Genomic DNA, 19,255 nt, shown 5'->3' with positions numbered 1-19,255 from the left:
AGGCCACGGCGGAGACGGGCACGCCTAAGTCGGTCGCTCGCCGAGTCGGCGACATGCCTACGGCAACCAACGGTGGCGTCAGTCTCTATTACGACGCCGACGGGGAGGGTGAGACGGTCGTGTTCGTCGGCGACGCGGGCTACGGCGCGTGGCAGTGGGGATGGCAACACGCCGCGCTCGCTGGCCCGTTCGAGAGTCTCGTAATGGACGTGCGCGGGTCGGGTCGCTCCGATAGTCCAGACGGCCCGTATCGAATCGGCACCATGGCCGACGACCTGAACGCCGTGCTCGCAGACGCCGGCGTCAGAAAGGCACACGTCGTCGGTCTCGGTCTGGGCGGCATGGTCGGCCTACAGGCCGCACGAACCACTTCACGAGTGAAATCGCTCGCCGTCGTCGGCACCGCCGCGTCCGGGGCAGACCTCGACGTGGAACCGCTCTACGGCAACCCCGCCGACGAGAGCGAGGTCCGCGAGTCGCTCGCGCCCGCGCTCTCCGACGACTTCCGCGAGGAGTTCCCGGACGTGTGCGACCAAATCGTCGAATGGCGCACGAGTGAGGACGCGTCGTTGCGGTCGTGGGCCGCACAGGCCGCCGCCATCGAAGCGTTCGACGCCGGCCCGCTGTACGAGATTACGACGCCGACGCTCGTGCTTCACGGAGAGGACGACCCCGTGTGGCCCGCCGAAGGCGGCCACGAACTCGCAGACGGACTGCCGAGAGGCGAGTTCCAGTCGTTCGAGGGCGCGCGCCACCTCGTCACCGTCGAACGGTCGCGCCTCGTCAACGACGCGCTCGTGGGCTTTCTCGAAGACCAGACCGAGGACTGAACGCGCGTCTGCAACAGCGGCTAATTCCGTCTCGGGCGCAACTCCTTTGGCACCGAACGGTCTGTATTGTTTCAATGACCAGACCACGGTTTGCCTTCTTGGATGCCTCTCACTCCGACGCGAACACCCCTCGGAACTTCCGCCGCGAACTCGATGCCGACCTCTCGGAGTTCGACGTGACCGAGGGGAACCTCCCGGCGCACTTCGACTACGACGGTGTCGTCGTCACCGGGTCCTCGTCGTCGGTCTACTGGGACGACGAGTGGATTCAGGACCTCGTCTCGTGGGTCGCCGACGCCGACGAGCGGGGCCTGCCGATTCTCGGCGTCTGTTTCGGCCACCAGGTCGTCGCCGAAGCCCTCGGCGGAACGGTCGCAGACATGGGCGACTTCGAACTCGGCTACAGCCACATCTCGCGGACCGACGACGACGAACTCCTCTCGGGCATCTCCGAGGACTTCCTCGTCTTCACCTCCCACGGTGACGTGGTCACGGACCTCCCGCCGGGTGCGACCCTCCTGGCCGAGAACGAGTACGGCGTCCACGCCTTCCGCCGAAACCACGCCTTCGGCGTGCAGTTCCACCCCGAGTACGACATGCAGACGGCCGAGAAGATTGCACGTTCGAAAGACTTCCTCCCGGACGAGCAGATTCAGTCGGTTTTGGATGGCATCACCGCCGAGAACTTCGATGCGGCCTGTGAGGCGAAGCGTCTGTTCGACAACTTCGTCGCGTACGTAGAGAGCGTCCGCGCCGAAGCCGTCGAATCTGCGGCCTGAGCCTCCCTCTTTCTGGTCTCCGGCGCGGCCGTGGCGCGGGTGAGCGAATCGCTTTTCACGTCACCAACCGGACGGTCTATCATGCTCGATTATCTAGGTCTCGAATCGGACCTCACGGGCGAAGAGAAGATGGTCCGCGACGAGGCCCGCCGATTCGTCGAGGAGCAGGTCAAACCCGACATTGGCGAGCACTTCGAGAACGGGACGTTCCCGACCGAACTCATCCCCGAGATGGGCGAACTCGGGTTCTACGCGCCGAATCTCGACGGTTACGGGCTTCCCGGACTCGGCCAGCGCGCCTACGGTCTCCTGATGCAGGAACTCGAAGCGGGCGATTCCGGCCTGCGCTCGATGGCCAGCGTGCAGGGGTCGCTCGTCATCTATCCGATTCACGCCTACGGCTCCGAGGAACAGAAAGAAAAGTGGCTCCCGGCACTCGGAAGCGGCGAGAAAGTCGGCTGTTTCGGCCTGACGGAACCCGAACACGGTTCGGACCCCGCGAGCATGCAGACTCGCGCCGAGCGCGACGACGGCGGCTACGTCCTCAACGGGTCGAAGACGTGGATTACGAACTCCCCAATCGCCGACGTTGCGGTCGTCTGGGGCCGCGACACCTCCGCGGAGGACTCGCCGGTTCGCGGCTTCCTCGTCGAGACCGACCGCGACGGCGTGACGACGAACGAGATAGACGACAAACTCTCGATGCGCGCGTCGGTGACGGGCGAAATCGGTCTCAACGACGTGTGGATTCCGGAGGAGAACGTCCTCCCCGGTGTCGAAGGCATGAAAGGCCCGCTGTCGTGTCTCACGCAAGCCCGCTACGGCATCTCGTGGGGCGTCGTCGGTGCCGCCCGTGACGCCTTCGAGACGGCGCTCGAATATTCGAAGAACCGCGACCAGTTCGGCGGCCCAATCGCGCGTTTCCAACTCCAGCAGGGCAAGATTGCGGAGATGGCCACCCAAATCACGAACGCCCAGTTGCAGGCCTACCGCCTCGCCGACCTGAAAGAGCGCGGTGACCTCCGCCACCAGCACGTCTCGATGGCCAAGCGACACAACGTTCGCGTCGCCCGCGACGTGACGCGCACCGCCCGTGAGATGCTCGGCGGCAACGGCATCACGACGGACTACTCGCCGATGCGCCACCTCGCCAACATCGAAACCGTCTACACCTACGAAGGAACCGACGACATCCACACGCTCGTCCTCGGTGCCGATTTGACGGGAATTCCGGCCTTCGAGTAGTCGCAGAAGCGACTCACCGGGGCGCTTTGGGCATTGTGTGTGATGCGTGCCAACAATACACATAGCTATATACCCTGGGGGCCGTATCGTCTCACGGAACCACACAATGACTACTTCGGCACAAGACCGTCCAGCCCCCCTCGACCTCTCACTCGAAGAGTCGTGGGTTGTCCACACCGCACTGCTCGACGCCCTCGAGCGAGCGTATACCGAGGACGAAGAGCCGACGCCGGCGACCGACCTGCTCGTGCGGGTCGAAGCCGGCGACGAAGATTTCACCCGCGCAGAACTCGACTACATCGTAGAGACACTCTGCGACTATCGTGACGAAGCGCCCGACCGCGACGTGCAGTACGTCGCGCGAGCGCTCGCCCATATCGAGGCTGCAAAAGCCTGAGTACCGCCTTCAAACCGCCCTCCGTTTCCTTTCATTCGGTCTCGTCGCCCCCTCGCCGTCTTCGAGTTTAACCGCTCGTCATGAAGACGCTTTAGTACCCTCCGCGGAGAGTGTTCTCCAAATGGCTATCGACCCGAACTTCGACCAGAACCGCGAGCAAGCGGGCGAAGAAAACGGAGTCGCCGTCTGGGGACCCGTCGAACCCCCGGAGAAACTCGGCATCCACGGCACGCACGTCGCCGTCGATTACGACATCTGTCACGCCGACGGCGCGTGTCTCGAAAACTGTCCCGTTGACGTGTTCACGTGGGTCGATACGCCGGGCCACCCGGTGAGCGAGACGAAGGTCGAACCGACCAACGAAGACCAGTGTATCGACTGCATGCTCTGTGTCGATATCTGCCCCGTCGATGCCATCGACGTGGACGCCTCGCGGCAGGCCTGAGTCTCCCCGCCCGTTCCGTAAAACTGCCCGGAGGACGCCGTTTATTGTCCTCGCTCGCGTTGCTCGTGCTATGGGACTTATTCACACTGCGCTCGTCGTCTCGGACCTCGAATCGACGCTCGACTTCTATCGCGTCCTCGGACTCGAACGAACCCACGACTTCGAACTCGACGGGGTACAGAACGTCTATCTCGGCAGCGACGACACCGACATGGAACTCCAACTGAAGTACGACCCCACTTCGACCGACGCAGTCGAACCGGCGGGTATCGACCACGTCGCAATTTCGGTCGAGAGCGCCGACCAAGCCTTCGAAGAGATTCTGGAGGCCGAGAACCCCGACGTCGTGATGTCGCCGACGGACATCGACCCCGCGGACGCCCGCGCCGCGTTCGTGAAAGACCCCGACGGCTACGTGGTCGAACTGGTCGAATACATCTAACAAGCGGTCGTTCCTGCCGGGGGCGAACAGGTATTTGTGGTCAGAGACACAACAACAGAGTGCCATGTCTGAGGACGTAACTGCGCTGTTGAAGCGCGCGTATCATGACGAACTGGAAACGGTGATGAACTACATGACGAACTCCATCGTCCTCGACGGAGTCCGGGCCGAGGAGATCAAGGAGTCGCTCAAGGCGGACATTCAAGAGGAGCTGGGCCACGCCGAACAGCTCGGGAACCGTCTCAAACAACTCGACGAGAAGCCCCCGGGGTCGGGGACGTTCGAAGCCCGCCAGCACAACCTCCAACCGCCGGAAGACAGCACGAACGTCATCTCGGTCATCAACGGCGTCCTCGAAGCCGAAGAAGACGCAATCGAGACCTACCGCTCGCTCATCGAGGCGGCCGAGGAGGCCAACGACCCCGTCACCGAGGACCTCGCGGTGACCATCCTCGCCGACGAAGAAGCCCACCGGACTGAGTTCCGCGGCTTCAAGAAAGAGTACGACCGCGAATAACGCGCCCGTTCGGTCCGACTCCTATTTTCACTCGACGTGCAGTACGGAGAGGTGAGCGTACTGTTACACGGAAGTTCAGACAATTATTCGTCACGAACATCGGTTAATCCGAATCGTTCGTTCGTGTCAATTGATATTCAATTATTTTTCAGTATAGACCGATTATCCGGTGCGATGCAAGCAGTCGTACTGGAGCAGTTCCAAGAACCGCTGGAAGTACAGGACGTAGAGAGACCGACAGTCGAACCGCACGGCGTCGTCGCCAAGGTCGAGGGATGTGGCGTCTGCCGGAGCGACTGGCACTGTTGGCAAGGAGACTGGGACTGGTTCGGCTACCGTCCCGACCCGCCGCACATCCTCGGCCACGAACCGTGCGGAACGGTCGTCGAAGTCGGCGACGACGTGGAGAACGTGAGCGAGGGCGACAGTATCGCCATCCCGTTCAACTTCGCGTGCGGGACGTGCTCGCTCTGTCGGAACGGCCGCGAGAACATCTGTGAGAACCACGTGGGTCTCGGCTTCATGAACGAGGCACCCGGCGCGTTCGCCGAGGAGGTACACATCCCCAACGCGGACATCAACGCCGTTCCGCTCCCGGACGACATCTCCGCGGACACCGCCGCTGGTATCGGTTGTCGCTTTATGACCTCCTACCACGGGATGGCCCACCGCGGCGACGTTGGAAACGGCGAAGACGTCGTCGTCCACGGGTGTGGCGGCATCGGTCTCTCGGCGGTCCACATCGCCGACGCACTCGGCGCGAACGTCATCGCCGTGGACCTGATGGACGACAAACTCGACAAGGCAAGCGACCTCGGTGCCGTCGAGACGGTGAACGCCCGCGACGTCGCCGACCCGGCGAAGGAAGTACGAGACATCACCGACGGCGGCGCGGACGTTTCGGTGGACGCCCTCGGTATCCAGACCACCTGTCAGAACGCGGTGAACAGCCTCCGCAAGGGTGGTCGCCACGTCCAAATCGGCCTCACCACGGCAGAAGAACGGGGGATGGTCCCGCTTCCGACCGACGTGTTCGTCGCCAAGGAGATAGACTTCTACGGCTCGCTCGGGTTACAGCCCTCGCGGTATCCCGAGATGCTCAACATGATTCGGACGGGGAAGATAGACCCGACGGCGCTCGTCGAGAAGACCATCGACATCCACCAGGTACCCGACGAGTTGGCCGCGATGAGCGACTACGACACGCTCGGTATCCCGGTCTGTAACGAGTTCTCCAACTGAACGAATAGCGAAAAATACGCGTGCACAACACCCCGAAACGTTGGGGTGTCGTGTCTCGTCCTCGATTCAGTCCGCCGAGGCGGGCGTCGTCCCCGCGCCGGCCGCACCGGCCTTCGCGTCGAGCGCTTCGACGATAAGCTCTGAGATGTCGATAATCTCGATGTCCTCCTCGTAGTTGCCGGTCTTGCGGCCGTCTTCGTACATCGTCGCGCACATCGGACAGGCGACGACGAACCGTTCGACCGTGTTCCCGGCTTCGGTGTCTTCGAGCGCCTCCCGGAGACGTTCTTCCGAGGGCTTCGACTCTTCTTCGTGGTCTATCCAGAGACCGCCGCCGCCGCCGCCGCAACAGAACGAGTCGCCGCGGTTGCGGGGCATCTCGGCTAGCGCCACGCCCGTCGAACGGATGACCTCGCGGGGTGCCTCGTACTCGCCGTTGTAGCGGCCGAGGTGGCACGGGTCGTGGTAGGTGACCGTCTGGTCCGAGAGTTCGCTGCCCGAGAGACCGAGGCGGCCGTCCTCGACGAGCGATTCGACCAGTTGCGTGTAGTGGAAGACGGGGTAGTCGAACGAGTCGTCCATCTCCGGATACTCGTTCATGAACGTGTTGTACGAGTGCGGGTCCGTACAGACGATTTTCTCGAAGTCGCAGTCGGCCATCGCGGCGACGTTGTCCTCGACCAGCATCTCGTACAGCCCTTCTTCGCCGACGCGGCGCACGTCGTTGCCGTCGTGCTGTTCGTCCTCGTAGAGGATGCCGTAGGAGACACCCGACTCCTCGAAGATTCGGGCGAGCGACCGGGCGACGGCGCGATTGCGCTCGTCGTACGACGGGTAGTCGCCGACGTACCAGAGGAACTCCACAGATTCGTCGCGGGCGTCAGGCACCTCGAAATCGAGGTCCTTCGTCCAGTCCGGGCGCTTGCGTTGCGGGTCGCCGAAGGCGTTCCCGTTCGAGAAGATGTTCATCATCGCCTCTTGGACCGATTCCTGTTGCTGGCCCGTCTCGGTCAGGCGGCGGTTCATCTCGGTGAAGTGCGTGAGGTGCTCGATATCGACCGGGCAGGCGTCCATACAGGCCATACAGGCCATACAGGATTCCATCGACTCGCTGTCGATGACGGAGGTGCCGCCGTCGGCGACGATGTCGATGGAGTCGCCGCCCGCGTCGAGCGAGTCGCGGTAGGTCTTCAGGTCGAGAATCACGTCACGCGGGTCGAGGTTGCGGCCGGAGGCCTTCGCCGGGCAGGCGTCGGAACAGCGCCCACACTTCGTACAGGCGTCGAAGTCGAGCAACGCCTTCCACGAGAAGTCGTCTTCGGAGACGTAGCCAATCTCGTCCGGCGGGGTGTCGGCCGGAACTTTGGGGAGGCGGAGGCCCGCTTTCTCGTCGGCGGTGACGAGGTTCGCGTAGGACGTGAGCATGTGGAGCGGTTTGGCGTACGGAATCGCGGCGACGAACGCGAGTGCGAGAATCGCGTGCGACCACCAGCCGAGGCGGTAGAGCGTCTCTGCGAGTCCCGGTCCCATCCCGGCGGCGTCGAATCCGAGCGCGATGAACCACCCGACGAAACTCACCGTCTCGAAGGGCGGGAAGTCGGTGCCGACGATGCGCAGGGCTTCGATGACGTAGCCACCGACGCCGAGCAAGAAGAGCGCCCAGATGAACGCCGCGTCTTCGAAGCCGGTGTGCTTGCCCCACAGACGCGGGTGCCGGACGCCGTAACGTCGCCACAGGGCCATCCCGACGCCGACGACGAACGCGAGACCCATGAAGTCCATCACGAGCGAGTACGAGAGGTAGAACTGCCCGACGAAAAAGGACTCCTGACCGAGTAGCTTCGTCCAGATGTCCATGTCGATAGCGAGGATGGTCGTCCCGATGAGCAGCGTCAGAAAGCCCCAGAGGATGAGCGTGTGCATCACGCCCGCGTAGGTGTCTCTGTCGAACTGCTTTCGATTCGAGAAGACGAGTTTCGTCGCGCGAATCGTTCGTCCCGGCAAGTCTGAGAGGCGGTCAAACGGGTCCTCGCCACCACGTGCGTACCTCGAAATCCGGTCGTAGACTCCGTAGAGGAACACGAGGATGGCGATACCGGCGAGGCCGTAAAAGAGCGCCTCACCGGTCGGACTAATCGTCCAGAAGGTCTCCCGAGTGACCTCCGCCTGGGCCACAAATACCATAATCAATCACCGGGGAACGAGATGTTAAATCTTGTTAACGGAATTGGCCGCGGTCCACCGAAATCTCAGCCAAAACCGAGGAGGGGAAGTATTGCGGCTATCCAAAGCCCGGCGGCGAGCACGAGCGCCGGCACGTCTCGCCGGCCGAATCGAAGTTCCGGAAGCGTCGGGTTCCACGCGAAACAGCGTGCCCGGAGGGCGAGCGAGAGCGCGTCCGCCCGCGCGAACGACCGACGAAGCCCGCCCGCCGCGACGAGCGAGAGTCGTTCGTCCAGTCGGCGCTCGGTCCCCAACCGGGCGGCCTGTGCCTCACGAACCCGCAACAGGTCACGGCGCACGAGGGGGAGAAACCGAAAGACGAGCGAGACGCCCACGCCGAGCAGGGTTCCGATTCGGCCGGGGACGAGTCGCTGGACGGCCGCCCGCGACTCCCGAATCGGCGTCGTTCGGACGTACGCGGCCGCGACGAAGAAGACGAGCACGACGCGAACGCTCGCCAGCGCCGGGCCGACCGCGTCGCTCGGGACGACCCACGGCGACCCGAAGGTGAACGCCTCCACGACGGGCGCGAGCAACAGGAACGGAACCGCAAACTTGAGCGCCGAGAGCGACGCTCGAACCGAGGTGTTCGCGGCGCGGAGACAGCCGAGTGCGAGGAGTCCGAGAACGACCAATCCGGCGGGTGTCGTGTACGCGAACGCCGCCGCCGCGAACGCGACCTGCACTCCCAGTTTCGCCCGCGGGTCGAGTCGGTGGGCGAACGAGTCGCCCGGTTCGTAGGTCAGCACGGGTTCTCGGGCACGCGAACGTCGAAGTCCGTGAGTTCAGATGCAACTTCTTCGGGCGCGCCATCGAGGACGACCCGGCCGTTCGAGAGCGCGACCACGCGGTCGGCGAGCGAGAGCACGTCTCGAAGGTCGTGGGTGACGACGACGAGGCTGGTTCCCCCCGTACGAAGTGCTCGTAGGCGGGCTAAGACGGACTGCCTGGCCGGTTCGTCGAGTCCGGTAAAGGGTTCGTCGAGGACGAGGTGGTCGGGCTCCATCGCCAGCGCGCCCGCGATTGCGAGGCGTTCGACCTCGCCGCCGGAGAGGGTCTCGACGCGGTCGGATTCGCGGCCAGAGAGGTTGACGGCTTCGAGCGCTTTGGAGACGCGGCGGTCGATTTCGTCGCGGTCGAGTCCCAGGTTTTCGGGTCCGAATGCCACGTCCGCGCCGACGGTAGCCGCGACGAGTTGGTCTTCGGGGTGTTGGAACACTATCGAGACGGCGGTTCGCGCGGCGACGAGGTTCTCGGACACGTCGCGGCCGTTGACCGAGACGCTCCCCTCGTGGGGTTCGACGAGACCGTTGAAGTGGCGGACGAGCGTGGTCTTGCCCGACCCGTTCGCGCCCGCGAGGACGACGCACTCGCCGTCGTCGATGGCGAGGTCCACGCCGTCGAGCGCGACGGTCTCGCCGTAGCGGTGGACGATTCCTTCGGCCTGAATCATCGCTCAGTTCGCCGCGATTGCGTCCGAGCGGACGATACCGACGGCGGCGGCGATTTTGAACGCTTCGGCGGGGATGAAGGCGGCGGAGGCCACCCAGAAGGCCGCGCCGAGGCCGATTCCCTGTACGAGCGCGAAGCCAATCGTCCCGAGTGCGTAGATGACGGCGGTTCCGGCGACCATCGCGCCGACGAGTCGAACCGTGCTCACGCGGTAGTCACCGAGCGTGACACCGTTGTGGACGACTGCGCCCGTGACGACGGCGGCGACCGGGTAGGCGAGGAGGTACCCACCGGTCGGGCCGACGAGCGCGCCGAAGCCTGCGGAACCACCGGCGAAGACCGGCGCGCCGAGGCTCCCGGCGACGAGGTAGAGCACCATCGACGCGCCGCCCCAGACCGGTCCGAGGAAGATACCGGCGAGGAAGACGACGAGCACCTGCATCGTCACCGGAATCGGCGAGAGTGGATTCGGGAACGACACGTACGCGCTCGCACCCATGAGCGCCGCGAAGAGCGCCGCGCGAGCGACGTTGCCGACGAGTTCGTCGCCGACGAGTTCGACAGAGTCGTGTTCGGTTGCCATAGTTTCGCTGTCTCGTAAACCAAGTTTAACGTGCCGGTTTACGAGAGTCGGAGACATTCAAGACGTTCGGCGTTTTATCTACCCACAATGGACGAGAAAACCGCCGAACTCCGTGATATCTTCATCGAGACGACCGGGTCGGACACCGTCACCGAACGGCAGTCCGACAGACGCGGTTCGCTCGCCGACGTCGAGGACCCGGAAGCAGTCCGCGCACGCGTCGCCGAACTCGTCGGCCAGATGCGCGAGCGCTTCGAATTCAGAACCGACCTCGCTGACGACCAGCTCGTGAGTCTCGTCGTCGGCTACTACCACGGTGACTCGGACGAGGAGCTGGCGACCGACCTCGATATCGGACCTGACGAAATTCGAAGCGCGCGCTTCGACTTGCACCTCGTCCGCGACGCCGACCGAGACACGCCGTTCGACTACGACCGACTGGAGAAACTCGTCGCCAACGACCGCTCCGACGAGGAAATCGCCGACGAACTCGACACCGAGGTCGATGTCGTCCGGTTGTTCCGCCCCGTCGCGGCCGCCGACCTCCGCTCGACGCGCGTGAATCACCGCTTCCGCGACGACTTCTCGGACCTCTTGACGGACGAGGCGCTCTCGGAGAATCTGACCGAAGAGACCCGAAAGACGGGACTTCGGGAGGCGACAGAAGACATCGAGACGGACGTGTCGTTCTGAGCGTCTGTTCGAACCCTCGGGGCACATCGCGGGCGTGACGCCCCGCCACGTTCACTTTCACTCCGCCCACGACGAAGGTTCTTAACCGGTCGGGAACAAAGGATTGCTCGATGTCGCAGGCCCCGCAGAATCGAGAGTTGACAGAGCGGTTTATCCAGTTTTACCGCAACTACTATCGAGAGCAGATTGGACAACTGGCACAGCAGTATCCGAAGGAAAAGCGGTCGTTGTACATCGATTACAACGACCTGTACACGTTCGATACCGAACTCGCCGAGGACTACCTGACGAAACCCGGACAGTTCCAGGAGTACGCCGAGGAGGCGCTTCGCCTGTTCGACCTGCCCGCGGACGTGAAACTGGGTCAGGCACACGTCCGGATGCACAACCTCCCGGACAACATCGACATCCGGAACATTCGGGTCAACGACAACCACATCGGCAAACTCATCTCCGTCCAGGGAATCGTCCGCAAAGCGACGGACGTGCGACCCAAGATTACGGAGGCCGCATTCGAGTGCCAGCGCTGTGGGACGATGAGTTACATCCCACAGGGCGACGGTGGCTTCCAAGAGCCGCACGAGTGCCAGGGCTGTGAGCGACAGGGTCCGTTCAGAATCGACTTCGACCAGTCGAACTTCGTCGATTCACAGAAACTGCGGATTCAAGAGTCCCCCGAAGGCCTGCGCGGGGGCGAGACGCCGCAGAGTATCGACCTGAACCTCGAAGACGACGTGACCGGCAAGGTCACCGCCGGCGACCACGTCACCGCCGTCGGCATCCTCCACATCGAACAGGTGAGTTCGGGCAACGAGAAGACCTCCGTCTTCGACTACTACATGGAGGGAATCGCCCTCTCCATCGAGGACGAGGAGTTCGAAGACATGGAGATTACCGACGAGGACATCGCCGAGGTCATCGAACTCTCCAACAACCCCGATATCTACGAGAAGATGGTCGCCTCCGTCGCGCCCGCCATCTACGGCTACGACCAGGAGAAACTCGCCATGATTCTCCAACTCTTCTCGGGCGTGACGAAACACCTCCCCGATGGCTCTCGGATTCGCGGCGACCTGCACATGCTGCTGATAGGGGACCCTGGTACCGGAAAATCCCAGATGTTGTCATATATCAGACATATTGCACCGCGCTCGGTCTACACGTCCGGTAAGGGTTCCTCGTCTGCCGGTCTCACGGCCGCCGCCGTCCGCGACGACTTCGGCGACGGCCAGCAGTGGACGCTCGAAGCGGGTGCGCTCGTCCTCGCCGACAAGGGAATCGCGGCGGTGGACGAGTTGGACAAGATGCGCCCCGAAGACCGCTCTGCGATGCACGAAGGACTGGAGCAGCAGCAGATTTCGGTCTCCAAGGCGGGTATCAACGCGACGCTCAAATCTCGCTGTTCGCTCCTCGGCGCGGCGAACCCGAAGTACGGCCGGTTCGACCAGTACGAACCCATCGGCGAGCAAATCGACCTCGAACCCGCGCTCATCTCGCGGTTCGACCTCATCTTCACGGTCACGGACAACCCGGACCCCGAATCCGACTCCGCGCTCGCCGACCACATCCTCAAGACCAACTACGCGGGCGAGTTGAACACCCAGCGGACCAACGTACCGAGTTCGGAGTTCACGGAAGACGAAGTCAACGCCGTCACCGAGGAGGTTGCCCCCGACATCGACGCCGAACTCCTGCGCAAGTACATCGCCTACGCGAAGCGCACCTGCTATCCGACGATGACCGACGAGGCGAAACAGGTCATCCGCGACTTCTACGTGGACTTCCGCGCCCGCGGTGCCGACGACGACGCGCCCGTCCCCGTGACGGCGCGTAAACTCGAAGCACTCGTGCGCCTCTCAGAAGCCTCCGCTCGCGTCCGCCTCTCGGACAAAGTCACCCGGGAAGACGCCGTTCGCGTGACCGACATCGTCGAATCTTGTCTGCGCGATATCGGGATGGACCCCGAGACCGGCGAGTTCGACGCCGACATCGTCGAGACCGGCCGCTCGAAGACCCAGCGCGACCGCATCAAGAACCTGCTCGAACTCATCCGCACGATGCAAGAAGAGTTCGAGGAGGGTGCGCCGCACGACGACGTGCTCGAACGTGCGCACAGCGAGTTGAACATGGACGAGAGCACGGTCAACGACCAACTGGAGAAACTCAAGATGAAAGGCGACATCTACGAACCGCGCGCCAGCGTGTACCGGGCCACGTAGATGGACCGAATCTCCGCCATCCGGAACATCGAAGACGCCATCCGCGACTTCGAGTCGGGCGATGCCGACCTCGCAAACACCGAACGGCGCGTCGTCACCGTCCTCCGGACGTTTGCGACCGAGTTCGAGACCGACACCGGCGAGGAGTCACTCGACGCGTGGAAGGCCGTCGGCGACGAACGCGCCGAGGGTCTCGTCGTCCTCGCATCGGGCGAAGCAGACGCGAGAGCCCGCGTGGAAGGCCTGCTCGCCGACGCGACCGACGCCGACCCGGCGACCATCGACTTCTCGGTCGAGCAGGTCTGACCGCTGTCGAACGATTTTTCTTCCCACTTGGTGACCGGCCCTGTGTGCTCCTGGTCGTGACGTACTCGAAGGCCGCCCGGACGACGCTTCGAAACATCGCTCGAACCCACGACGAGACCGTCGTCCGGCGATTCGGGCGGGCGGCGCTGTTCGATGCGACCGAACTCGGCGCGTTTCTCGCCCTCCGCCTGCAGGAGAAACACGACCACGACGTCCAGATTTTGGAGACCGAACTGTTCAACGAGTTCGAGTCGGTCCCCGAGCCGGTCCGCACCGCGGCGGCCGAATACGAATCTCGGGAGACTGCTTCGACACCGTACTCGAAGTTCGCCGTCGGGACCGACCATCCCTCTGTCGCCGAGATGCGAACCCGGGAACTATGAGGATTCGTCTCCCGGACGGAACCGTTCGAACTGGCCACGCCATCGACCTCTCGGCGTTCGAATTCGACCCGGAACTCGTCGTCGAGGCGGTTCGCGCCGACGCTGACGCTGACGCCGTGAGCGACGGCGACACGTCCGACCTCTCTATCGACTGTCCGGCACCCGGCCCGGGCCACGAAACACTCGGGGTTGTCCCCGGTTCGTCTCGCTCGGACGGTCACTTGCTCGAAGCGGTCGGCCGTAGTCGTGGCGTCACGACGCCATTCGATTCCGACCTCACCCGCCTCGATGACCGACTTCTCGAACTGTCAGAATCGGTAAACGTTGCGCCTCCCGACCTCGATGCCGCCCGCCAGCGAGTCGCCGAAACTGGCGACGACGTGGCCCGCTTGCGAGAGGAGACGGCGGCCCTCCGCGGACGACTCGCCGCGCATCGAGAGGCCGAAGCGACGGACGCCATCGAAGCCACGCGGACGAAGTTGCGCGAGACGACGACGAAACTCTCGGAAGTCGAAACCGAGCGTATCGCGGCCGAACAGCGACTGTCGGCGCTCGAACGTGAGGCTCGGAACGTCCGGGACCGGCGCGAACGACGCCTCAAACTCGAAGACGCACTCGACAATCGTCGCCGCGAGGTTCGGGCGTACTTTCGAGACCGATACGCCGCGGAACTGGAACGGGCCGTCGAAGCGCTCTCGCAGTTCGACACCGCGACGACTGCCGACGAGTCGCTCGTGAAAACGCTCGCCTGCGTTCGCCTCGCCCACCTCGACGCGCCGGTGGTGCTCGCTTGCGACGTCTTCGACGACGCCGAAACGGCGGCGGACACACTCGACACGCCGGTCGTCCGGCTTTGATTTAAATACGAAGAGGCGGCCACCCCCGCTATGGACTACACGCTCGACGTTTCGACGACCGATGGCGTGACGCTCGTCTCCGTCGTCCTCGAAAACACGGCACCAATCGACCGACGGGTGCGTGTCGAACACCGCCTCGACGGTCCCGTCTTCCCGCCGCGACACCACGGGGTCCCCGAATCTGGCTGGGACGAAGACGGCTTCGAAGGAGTCGTCCCCGCCGAATCGACGCGCTCGCTCGGCTATTCGTGCCCTGTCGCGCCGGACGCGGCCGACGCGGATGCCGACATCGTCGCGGTCGAAGTTCTCGGCCGCGCCGGCGATGATAGCGAGATGACGCCGGACGACGTGGTCCGCGAACTCGGGCCGTCTCGGCCCCCTGCGGACGTGGTCTCGGCGTCCCCCGCGGTCGAATCGTCTCCTGACTCGGCTGATAGCGAAGAACCGACTGCGGAGTCTACCTCTCTCTCCGAGCGCGAACGGACCGTCGTCTCCGATTCCGATTCTGAAGCCTATTCCGAGACCGACGAACCGACCGCGACGGACCGCGATGTGGCAGACGCGGTTGCGAAGAGCGATTGCCCGAAAGTGACCGAATCAGCCGACTCGACGCACACCAATGCCGACCTTCCCGACGACCTCGACGCCTACTTCGACGCGCTCGAACGACGGCTCGAACTCGCCGAACGGTTGGAGGGCGTCGGCGTCGGCGACGCGGCGACGGTGCTCTCGGAACCTGCGGCCGACCCATCGTCGCTTTCGCACCTCGATGCCGACCGGGAGACGTTGCGCCAGATTGCCACGCGGGCGACGCAGTTGGCGGACCGTGCGGCCACGGTGTCTTCGACTACCGACGCCCTCCGGAGGGTCGCATGATTCTCGCGGTCGTCTCCGGTAAGGGCGGCGTCGGCAAGTCAACGCTCTCGTTCGAACTCGGGAGCGCGCTCGACGCCGTCGTCGTAGACGCGGACCTCGGAATGGCGAATCTCCCCTACGCACCGGGTCCGGACCTCCACGACGTGCTCGCCGGGCACGCCGACCCCATCGAAGCGGTTCGTGAAGGTGGGCCGGTGACGCTCCTTCCGTGCGGCCGGAGCCTCGTCGGCGCACGCGCCGCGGACGTGCGAAACCTCGCGGAGGCGCTTCGGTCGGTCGAAGCGGCCTACGGCGACGTTGTCGTCGATTGCCCGGCGGGGATGCGCGCCGATGCGGGCGTCCCGCTCGCCGTCGCGGACGCGTGTCTTAACGTCGCCTCACCGAAGGGGTACGCGCTCGCCGACGCCGTTCGGACGCGCGAACTCGCCCGCGAGTTGGACTGCGGACTCGTCGGCGTCGCGGTCAACCGCGTCATCGACGACGCGCCGTTGGAGGCCTTCGCCGACGTACTCGGTGCTCCGGCGACGGCGATTCCGGCGGACCCGAAACTCGGGAACGCAATCGAACGGGTCAGTCCGGTCGTCGCACACGCTCCGCGCAGTCTCGCCAGTACGCGAATTCGAGAACTCGCCTCGGCAGTCAGCGCGTGCCGGGTGTGAGAAGAGCGTCTATTTTCAGCGTCTGAATCGTCGGTCTGTCGTCGCCGTTCGAATTATCGTCGCTCGGAGGCTGGCTCAGTCACGGAGCGCGACGTAGGTCTTCCGGAGGGTCACGGGCGTCACGTCCGCAACGTCGGCCGCCGCGGACTGCGTGCAGTCGGCACCGAGGTCGCGGGCGGCGGTGTACAGGCAGGCCGCGGCGACGCCGCAGGGGTTCTTTCCGCCGACGACGCCGTCTTCCTGCGCCTCGGTCGCGTACTCGCGGGCGAGTCGTTCCACGTCGCAGTCGAGGTCGAGTTTCGTCGCAAAGCGCGGGATGTACTCGGTCGGGGGCGTCGGCGCGACGGGGAGTCCGAGGTCACGGTTGAGCGCGCGGTAGGCGGCCTGTTGCTCGGCTTCGGTCGCCTTTGCGACCTCGCAGACCTCTTCGACGCTTCGGGCGACGCCCATCACGCGGCAGGCGGCGTAGATGCAGGCGGCGGCGAAGCCCTCCAGCGAGCGCCCGCGGATGAGGTCTTCGTTCTGTGCCGATTTGAACAGCGTGCAGGCCTGGTCGCGGATGTTGTCGGGCAGCGACAGCGCGCTCGTCACGCGGCGAATCTCGGTGAACGCGTAGACCTGGTTGCGCTCGCGCTTGCTCGAAATCCGCGCTCTATTGTGCTGGCGGCGGAGGCGAGCGAACTTGCGGCGCTTGCGACCTTTGATACGCGTCGAGCGGCCGATTTTGGTCGAGAGACCGCGGTCGTGGCGCGAGTGGGTCAGCGGTGCGCCCGTCCGTGCGGGGTTGCGGTCGTCGTCGGCGAACGAGCGCCACTCGGGACCGTGGTCGATGCGGTACTCGGAGACGACGAGTCCGCAGTCGGAACAGACCGTCTCGCCGGCGTCGAGACCGAGGTGTCCGTCGCATTCTGGGCAACCGTTGGGGGAGCGTGCTTCACTCATCACAATTGAAAATCGGTGCCGATAGGGTATTTAAACACGGGAGAAAACGGGGGTCCGACCCCGATTTCGGCCGGTCGAACGTATCGGTTACCGGTAGGTTATGTTTTCAAATCTGATATCGATTGGTAACCTTTTTGTCCCAATCTGGTAGACACTCCCACGATGGGGCTCTCGGATATCGCCGCTGAATTAGAGCCGGTGACGACGACGCAGCGACGGCGCAACGTCCCGACGATAGACGACACGGGTGTCTCACTCCGCACGCGTTTCGAGGCGCACGCAGACGTGCTTCCCTGCACGCCTGCGGCCGCGGAGCAGGTTGTCGAGGCACACGAGTCGGGCACGGCGCTCGGAGACAGCGCACGCGCTGCCGGCGTCGCCCCGGTGACGGCGGCGAAAGTACTCCACTGTTGTGGCGTGACCGGTGTGAACCCCCTCGCTCCGGAAGCACGCCGTATCGTACGCGATTGGATCGATGGCCGTCTCTCGCGGGCGGATGCGCTCGCACTCACTCGCGCGGACCCGACCGAGTTCGCGCTTGCGACGTACATCGAGACACACGACCCCATCGTCCCCCTCGCCGAAGCTGTCGAGGGCGCGCTGACGAATCACGGCGATGCCGCCGTGGCGAAGCGCGACTCCCTGGCCGAAACGATGAGTTCGGTCACGGACCTGCAGTTTTAACGAGGCCTCTCTCCCACCCGATTTTTGAAAAATGCGTTCGACTCAGCGACGAACGTAGTCGCTCACCGACGAGAGAACGCCGCCCGATTCCGTTATCGCCGAGCATTCGGTCTCGAACAGCACCGACGCCGCGGCGGCGACGCCAGCGGCGAGTTGGTCGTCTTCGCCCGTCGCCGGGGCGTCCGTGACTTCTCCGTACTCGCTCTCGGGAATCACCACGTCGGCGTCGTCGAGCGCGCCGAACGTCGAGACGACGGCATCGACTTCCGCGCCGACGTCCGCGACGCGAGCACGGACACGACTCACCGCATCAGCGCCGCGGACGCTGTCGGGTGCGACCAGCGCGACCCGCTCGCAGGCCGTCACGGCGGCAACCGCGGGATTCGACGCGATGGGCGGCGTGTCCACGATAACGTGGTCGAATCGGCTCGCGGCATCTGAGATTCGTCCTTCGAAGGCCTGGGCCGCGTCGGGCGTCATCGCCCGCGCGAGGCGCTCGAACGGCGCGGCCGCCGCGCAGACGGCGACTCGACCGGCGGCGTCGATATCGAGGTTCACGAGTCCCGACGACAGCGGTTCGTCCACCTCGTCGGTGACGAGGTGGGTCATATCGGCGTCGAGCGCCCCCGAGACGTAATCGGAGAGACCCTGCGTCGAGAACGAAGCGTCGAGAATCGCAACGTCGCGGCCGTCTTCGGCCAACGCCGAGGCGAGTTCGACGGCGAGGCGGGTCGTCCCCGCGCCTCCCGTCGTGCCAACCAGTGCGAGCGTCGTCGGAACTGACATACGACGACTGGTTTTGTTTTCAGATTAATACCTTCGGTCCAAAAATCACCGTCGAAAATAGCGCGGCTACTCGGAAATCGCCGCTTCGATGTCGTCCATCTCGTCGTCCGAGAGGTCGGGACGTTCGCCCGCGACGGCGTGGATGGGTGCGCCGCCGTCGCCCTCGAACCGCGGGACGATGTGGACGTGGACGTGGTCTACTTCCTGTCCGGCGGCGGGACCGTTGTTGATGCCGACGTTCGTCGCATCGGCGTCCACGGCGTCTTCGACTCGGGGGACGAGGTCCGAGACTGCGCCGAACAGTTCTTCCGAGAGGTCGGCGGGAACCTCGTCGAGACGGGCGTAGTGGTCCTTTGGAATCACCAGCGTGTGCCCCGGCGCGAGAGGATTCACGTCGAGAAACGCCAGCGTGTGCTCGGTCTCGTGGACGATGCGGCCGGGGATGTCGCCGGATGCGATTGCGCAGAAGATGCAGTCGGACATGTGTTGGAAGTCGTGTGGTGGCAAAAAGAAAGTTTGGAGCGATTCGAGCGTGGCGAACCGTGTGGCGTCGGTGTCGAAGCAAGACGCCCAGTGCTTTGGAACCGCGAGTCGTGTATTCGTGTGACAATCGATGCCCAAAATGTCTCCTAAATTGGTCATTTGAGCAATAGTTAATGCAGTCGTTCACCTCTCTTCCGGTAGCGTCCTCCTCA

At 64.3% G+C, this 19,255-nt stretch carries 23 protein-coding genes; 16 read left to right on the top strand and 7 right to left on the bottom strand.

What is annotated here, in order from left to right:
- The first annotated feature begins 53 nt into the window (after positions 1-53).
- The 8 genes from ACFQJC_RS15300 to ACFQJC_RS15265 all read left to right on the top strand — a co-directional run bounded on the left by ACFQJC_RS15300 (position 54) and on the right by ACFQJC_RS15265 (position 5,897).
- Entirely contained in the window at positions 54-830 is a 777-nt protein-coding gene (locus ACFQJC_RS15300; protein ID WP_390224972.1) for an alpha/beta fold hydrolase, read from the top strand.
- A 74-nt stretch (positions 831-904) separates the two neighbouring features.
- Positions 905-1,609, top strand: a complete 705-nt coding sequence (locus ACFQJC_RS15295) for a type 1 glutamine amidotransferase (RefSeq protein WP_390224970.1) — start codon at positions 905-907, stop codon at positions 1,607-1,609.
- Between the two features lie 81 nt (positions 1,610-1,690).
- A complete protein-coding gene (locus ACFQJC_RS15290; RefSeq protein WP_390224968.1) occupies positions 1,691-2,854 on the top strand; it encodes an acyl-CoA dehydrogenase family protein in 1,164 nt (387 codons plus the stop codon).
- Positions 2,855-2,960: 106 nt separating this feature from the next.
- A complete protein-coding gene (locus ACFQJC_RS15285; protein ID WP_390224966.1) occupies positions 2,961-3,251 on the top strand; it encodes a DUF7853 family protein in 291 nt (96 codons plus the stop codon).
- Between the two features lie 121 nt (positions 3,252-3,372).
- Entirely contained in the window at positions 3,373-3,696 is a 324-nt protein-coding gene (locus ACFQJC_RS15280) for a 4Fe-4S dicluster domain-containing protein (RefSeq protein WP_390224964.1), read from the top strand.
- 70 nt (positions 3,697-3,766) lie between these two features.
- The gene (locus ACFQJC_RS15275) at positions 3,767-4,138 is read left to right on the top strand and encodes a VOC family protein (RefSeq protein WP_390224962.1); all 372 of its coding nucleotides are present in this window, start codon (positions 3,767-3,769) and stop codon (positions 4,136-4,138) included.
- 64 nt (positions 4,139-4,202) lie between these two features.
- Positions 4,203-4,655: a ferritin-like domain-containing protein gene (locus ACFQJC_RS15270; protein ID WP_390224960.1), complete on the top strand. Its 453-nt coding sequence runs from the start codon at positions 4,203-4,205 to the stop codon at positions 4,653-4,655.
- Between the two features lie 174 nt (positions 4,656-4,829).
- Positions 4,830-5,897 (top strand): zinc-dependent alcohol dehydrogenase family protein, encoded by a 1,068-nt coding sequence (locus ACFQJC_RS15265; protein ID WP_390224958.1) that lies wholly within the window; start codon positions 4,830-4,832, stop codon positions 5,895-5,897.
- A gap of 66 nt (positions 5,898-5,963) precedes the next feature.
- Here the strand turns inward: ACFQJC_RS15265 and ACFQJC_RS15260 are convergent, their stop codons facing one another.
- The 4 genes from ACFQJC_RS15260 to ACFQJC_RS15245 form a co-directional block, all read right to left on the bottom strand.
- Entirely contained in the window at positions 5,964-8,081 is a 2,118-nt protein-coding gene (locus tag ACFQJC_RS15260; RefSeq protein ID WP_390224956.1) for a heterodisulfide reductase-related iron-sulfur binding cluster, read from the bottom strand.
- Between the two features lie 65 nt (positions 8,082-8,146).
- The gene (locus ACFQJC_RS15255) at positions 8,147-8,869 is read right to left on the bottom strand and encodes an energy-coupling factor transporter transmembrane component T family protein (RefSeq protein ID WP_390224954.1); all 723 of its coding nucleotides are present in this window, start codon (positions 8,867-8,869) and stop codon (positions 8,147-8,149) included.
- A complete protein-coding gene (locus tag ACFQJC_RS15250; RefSeq protein ID WP_390224952.1) occupies positions 8,863-9,573 on the bottom strand; it encodes an energy-coupling factor ABC transporter ATP-binding protein in 711 nt (236 codons plus the stop codon). Before ACFQJC_RS15250 ends, ACFQJC_RS15255 begins: the two co-directional genes overlap by 7 nt.
- A gap of 3 nt (positions 9,574-9,576) precedes the next feature.
- Positions 9,577-10,155 carry a biotin transporter BioY gene (locus tag ACFQJC_RS15245; protein ID WP_390224950.1) on the bottom strand — a complete coding sequence of 193 codons (579 nt, stop codon included), beginning with the start codon at positions 10,153-10,155 and terminating at the stop codon, positions 9,577-9,579.
- Between the two features lie 87 nt (positions 10,156-10,242).
- On the opposite strand from ACFQJC_RS15245, the gene ACFQJC_RS15240 reads away from it, so the two are divergent.
- From ACFQJC_RS15240 to ACFQJC_RS15210, 7 genes are all read left to right on the top strand, one after another.
- Positions 10,243-10,848: a conditioned medium-induced protein 4 gene (locus ACFQJC_RS15240; protein ID WP_390224948.1), complete on the top strand. Its 606-nt coding sequence runs from the start codon at positions 10,243-10,245 to the stop codon at positions 10,846-10,848.
- Between the two features lie 110 nt (positions 10,849-10,958).
- Positions 10,959-13,067, top strand: a complete 2,109-nt coding sequence (locus ACFQJC_RS15235; protein WP_390224946.1) for a minichromosome maintenance protein MCM — start codon at positions 10,959-10,961, stop codon at positions 13,065-13,067.
- On the top strand, positions 13,068-13,373 hold the full coding sequence (locus tag ACFQJC_RS15230; protein ID WP_390224943.1) for a DUF7854 family protein: 306 nt from the start codon (positions 13,068-13,070) through the stop codon (positions 13,371-13,373).
- Positions 13,374-13,417: 44 nt separating this feature from the next.
- Positions 13,418-13,756 carry a DUF7855 family protein gene (locus ACFQJC_RS15225; RefSeq protein WP_390224941.1) on the top strand — a complete coding sequence of 113 codons (339 nt, stop codon included), beginning with the start codon at positions 13,418-13,420 and terminating at the stop codon, positions 13,754-13,756.
- Positions 13,753-14,613, top strand: a complete 861-nt coding sequence (locus tag ACFQJC_RS15220; RefSeq protein ID WP_390224939.1) for a DUF7856 family protein — start codon at positions 13,753-13,755, stop codon at positions 14,611-14,613. Before ACFQJC_RS15225 ends, ACFQJC_RS15220 begins: the two co-directional genes overlap by 4 nt.
- Positions 14,614-14,643: 30 nt before the next feature.
- Positions 14,644-15,489, top strand: a complete 846-nt coding sequence (locus ACFQJC_RS15215) for a DUF7857 domain-containing protein (RefSeq protein ID WP_390224937.1) — start codon at positions 14,644-14,646, stop codon at positions 15,487-15,489.
- Positions 15,486-16,148, top strand: coding sequence for a nucleotide-binding protein (locus ACFQJC_RS15210; protein WP_390224935.1), 663 nt, complete (start codon positions 15,486-15,488; stop codon positions 16,146-16,148). The genes ACFQJC_RS15215 and ACFQJC_RS15210 overlap by 4 nt, the downstream gene beginning before the upstream one ends.
- Positions 16,149-16,223: 75 nt before the next feature.
- Here the strand turns inward: ACFQJC_RS15210 and ACFQJC_RS15205 are convergent, their stop codons facing one another.
- Complete coding sequence (locus ACFQJC_RS15205; RefSeq protein WP_390224933.1) at positions 16,224-17,090, bottom strand: transcription initiation factor IIB; 867 nt, start codon at positions 17,088-17,090, stop codon at positions 16,224-16,226.
- A 162-nt stretch (positions 17,091-17,252) separates the two neighbouring features.
- Between ACFQJC_RS15205 and ACFQJC_RS15200 the strand changes: the two genes are divergently transcribed.
- Positions 17,253-17,774: a DUF7858 family protein gene (locus ACFQJC_RS15200; protein ID WP_390224931.1), complete on the top strand. Its 522-nt coding sequence runs from the start codon at positions 17,253-17,255 to the stop codon at positions 17,772-17,774.
- 42 nt (positions 17,775-17,816) lie between these two features.
- Here ACFQJC_RS15200 and ACFQJC_RS15195 read toward each other — a convergent pair whose 3' ends face one another.
- Both ACFQJC_RS15195 and ACFQJC_RS15190 read right to left on the bottom strand, forming a co-directional pair.
- A complete protein-coding gene (locus ACFQJC_RS15195; RefSeq protein ID WP_390224929.1) occupies positions 17,817-18,560 on the bottom strand; it encodes an AAA family ATPase in 744 nt (247 codons plus the stop codon).
- A 66-nt stretch (positions 18,561-18,626) separates the two neighbouring features.
- Positions 18,627-19,043, bottom strand: coding sequence for an HIT family protein (locus tag ACFQJC_RS15190; RefSeq protein ID WP_390224927.1), 417 nt, complete (start codon positions 19,041-19,043; stop codon positions 18,627-18,629).
- Between the last annotated feature and the right edge of the window lie 212 nt (positions 19,044-19,255).

Origin of the sequence: Haloferax namakaokahaiae (genome assembly GCF_042663225.1) — an archaeon.
Classification (GTDB): domain Archaea; phylum Halobacteriota; class Halobacteria; order Halobacteriales; family Haloferacaceae; genus Haloferax; species Haloferax namakaokahaiae.
This window is presented reverse-complemented; position numbering and strand designations above follow the sequence as displayed.

Bases quoted from the DNA above. Each gene is read 5' to 3' on its own strand.
- ACFQJC_RS15195 (WP_390224929.1), bottom strand. From the start codon at position 18,560: ATGTCAGTTCCGACGACGCTCGCACTGGTTGGCACGACGGGAGGCGCG.
- ACFQJC_RS15295 (WP_390224970.1), top strand. From the start codon at position 905: ATGACCAGACCACGGTTTGCCTTCTTGGATGCCTCTCACTCCGACGCG.
- ACFQJC_RS15210 (WP_390224935.1), top strand. From the start codon at position 15,486: ATGATTCTCGCGGTCGTCTCCGGTAAGGGCGGCGTCGGCAAGTCAACG.
- ACFQJC_RS15275 (WP_390224962.1), top strand. From the start codon at position 3,767: ATGGGACTTATTCACACTGCGCTCGTCGTCTCGGACCTCGAATCGACG.
- ACFQJC_RS15230 (WP_390224943.1), top strand. From the start codon at position 13,068: ATGGACCGAATCTCCGCCATCCGGAACATCGAAGACGCCATCCGCGAC.
- ACFQJC_RS15245 (WP_390224950.1), bottom strand. From the start codon at position 10,155: ATGGCAACCGAACACGACTCTGTCGAACTCGTCGGCGACGAACTCGTC.
- ACFQJC_RS15300 (WP_390224972.1), top strand. From the start codon at position 54: ATGCCTACGGCAACCAACGGTGGCGTCAGTCTCTATTACGACGCCGAC.
- ACFQJC_RS15285 (WP_390224966.1), top strand. From the start codon at position 2,961: ATGACTACTTCGGCACAAGACCGTCCAGCCCCCCTCGACCTCTCACTC.
- ACFQJC_RS15280 (WP_390224964.1), top strand. From the start codon at position 3,373: ATGGCTATCGACCCGAACTTCGACCAGAACCGCGAGCAAGCGGGCGAA.
- ACFQJC_RS15215 (WP_390224937.1), top strand. From the start codon at position 14,644: ATGGACTACACGCTCGACGTTTCGACGACCGATGGCGTGACGCTCGTC.
- ACFQJC_RS15205 (WP_390224933.1), bottom strand. From the start codon at position 17,090: ATGAGTGAAGCACGCTCCCCCAACGGTTGCCCAGAATGCGACGGACAC.
- ACFQJC_RS15190 (WP_390224927.1), bottom strand. From the start codon at position 19,043: ATGTCCGACTGCATCTTCTGCGCAATCGCATCCGGCGACATCCCCGGC.
- ACFQJC_RS15200 (WP_390224931.1), top strand. From the start codon at position 17,253: ATGGGGCTCTCGGATATCGCCGCTGAATTAGAGCCGGTGACGACGACG.
- ACFQJC_RS15290 (WP_390224968.1), top strand. From the start codon at position 1,691: ATGCTCGATTATCTAGGTCTCGAATCGGACCTCACGGGCGAAGAGAAG.
- ACFQJC_RS15220 (WP_390224939.1), top strand. From the start codon at position 13,753: ATGAGGATTCGTCTCCCGGACGGAACCGTTCGAACTGGCCACGCCATC.
- ACFQJC_RS15250 (WP_390224952.1), bottom strand. From the start codon at position 9,573: ATGATTCAGGCCGAAGGAATCGTCCACCGCTACGGCGAGACCGTCGCG.
- ACFQJC_RS15265 (WP_390224958.1), top strand. From the start codon at position 4,830: ATGCAAGCAGTCGTACTGGAGCAGTTCCAAGAACCGCTGGAAGTACAG.
- ACFQJC_RS15270 (WP_390224960.1), top strand. From the start codon at position 4,203: ATGTCTGAGGACGTAACTGCGCTGTTGAAGCGCGCGTATCATGACGAA.
- ACFQJC_RS15235 (WP_390224946.1), top strand. From the start codon at position 10,959: ATGTCGCAGGCCCCGCAGAATCGAGAGTTGACAGAGCGGTTTATCCAG.
- ACFQJC_RS15240 (WP_390224948.1), top strand. From the start codon at position 10,243: ATGGACGAGAAAACCGCCGAACTCCGTGATATCTTCATCGAGACGACC.
- ACFQJC_RS15260 (WP_390224956.1), bottom strand. From the start codon at position 8,081: ATGGTATTTGTGGCCCAGGCGGAGGTCACTCGGGAGACCTTCTGGACG.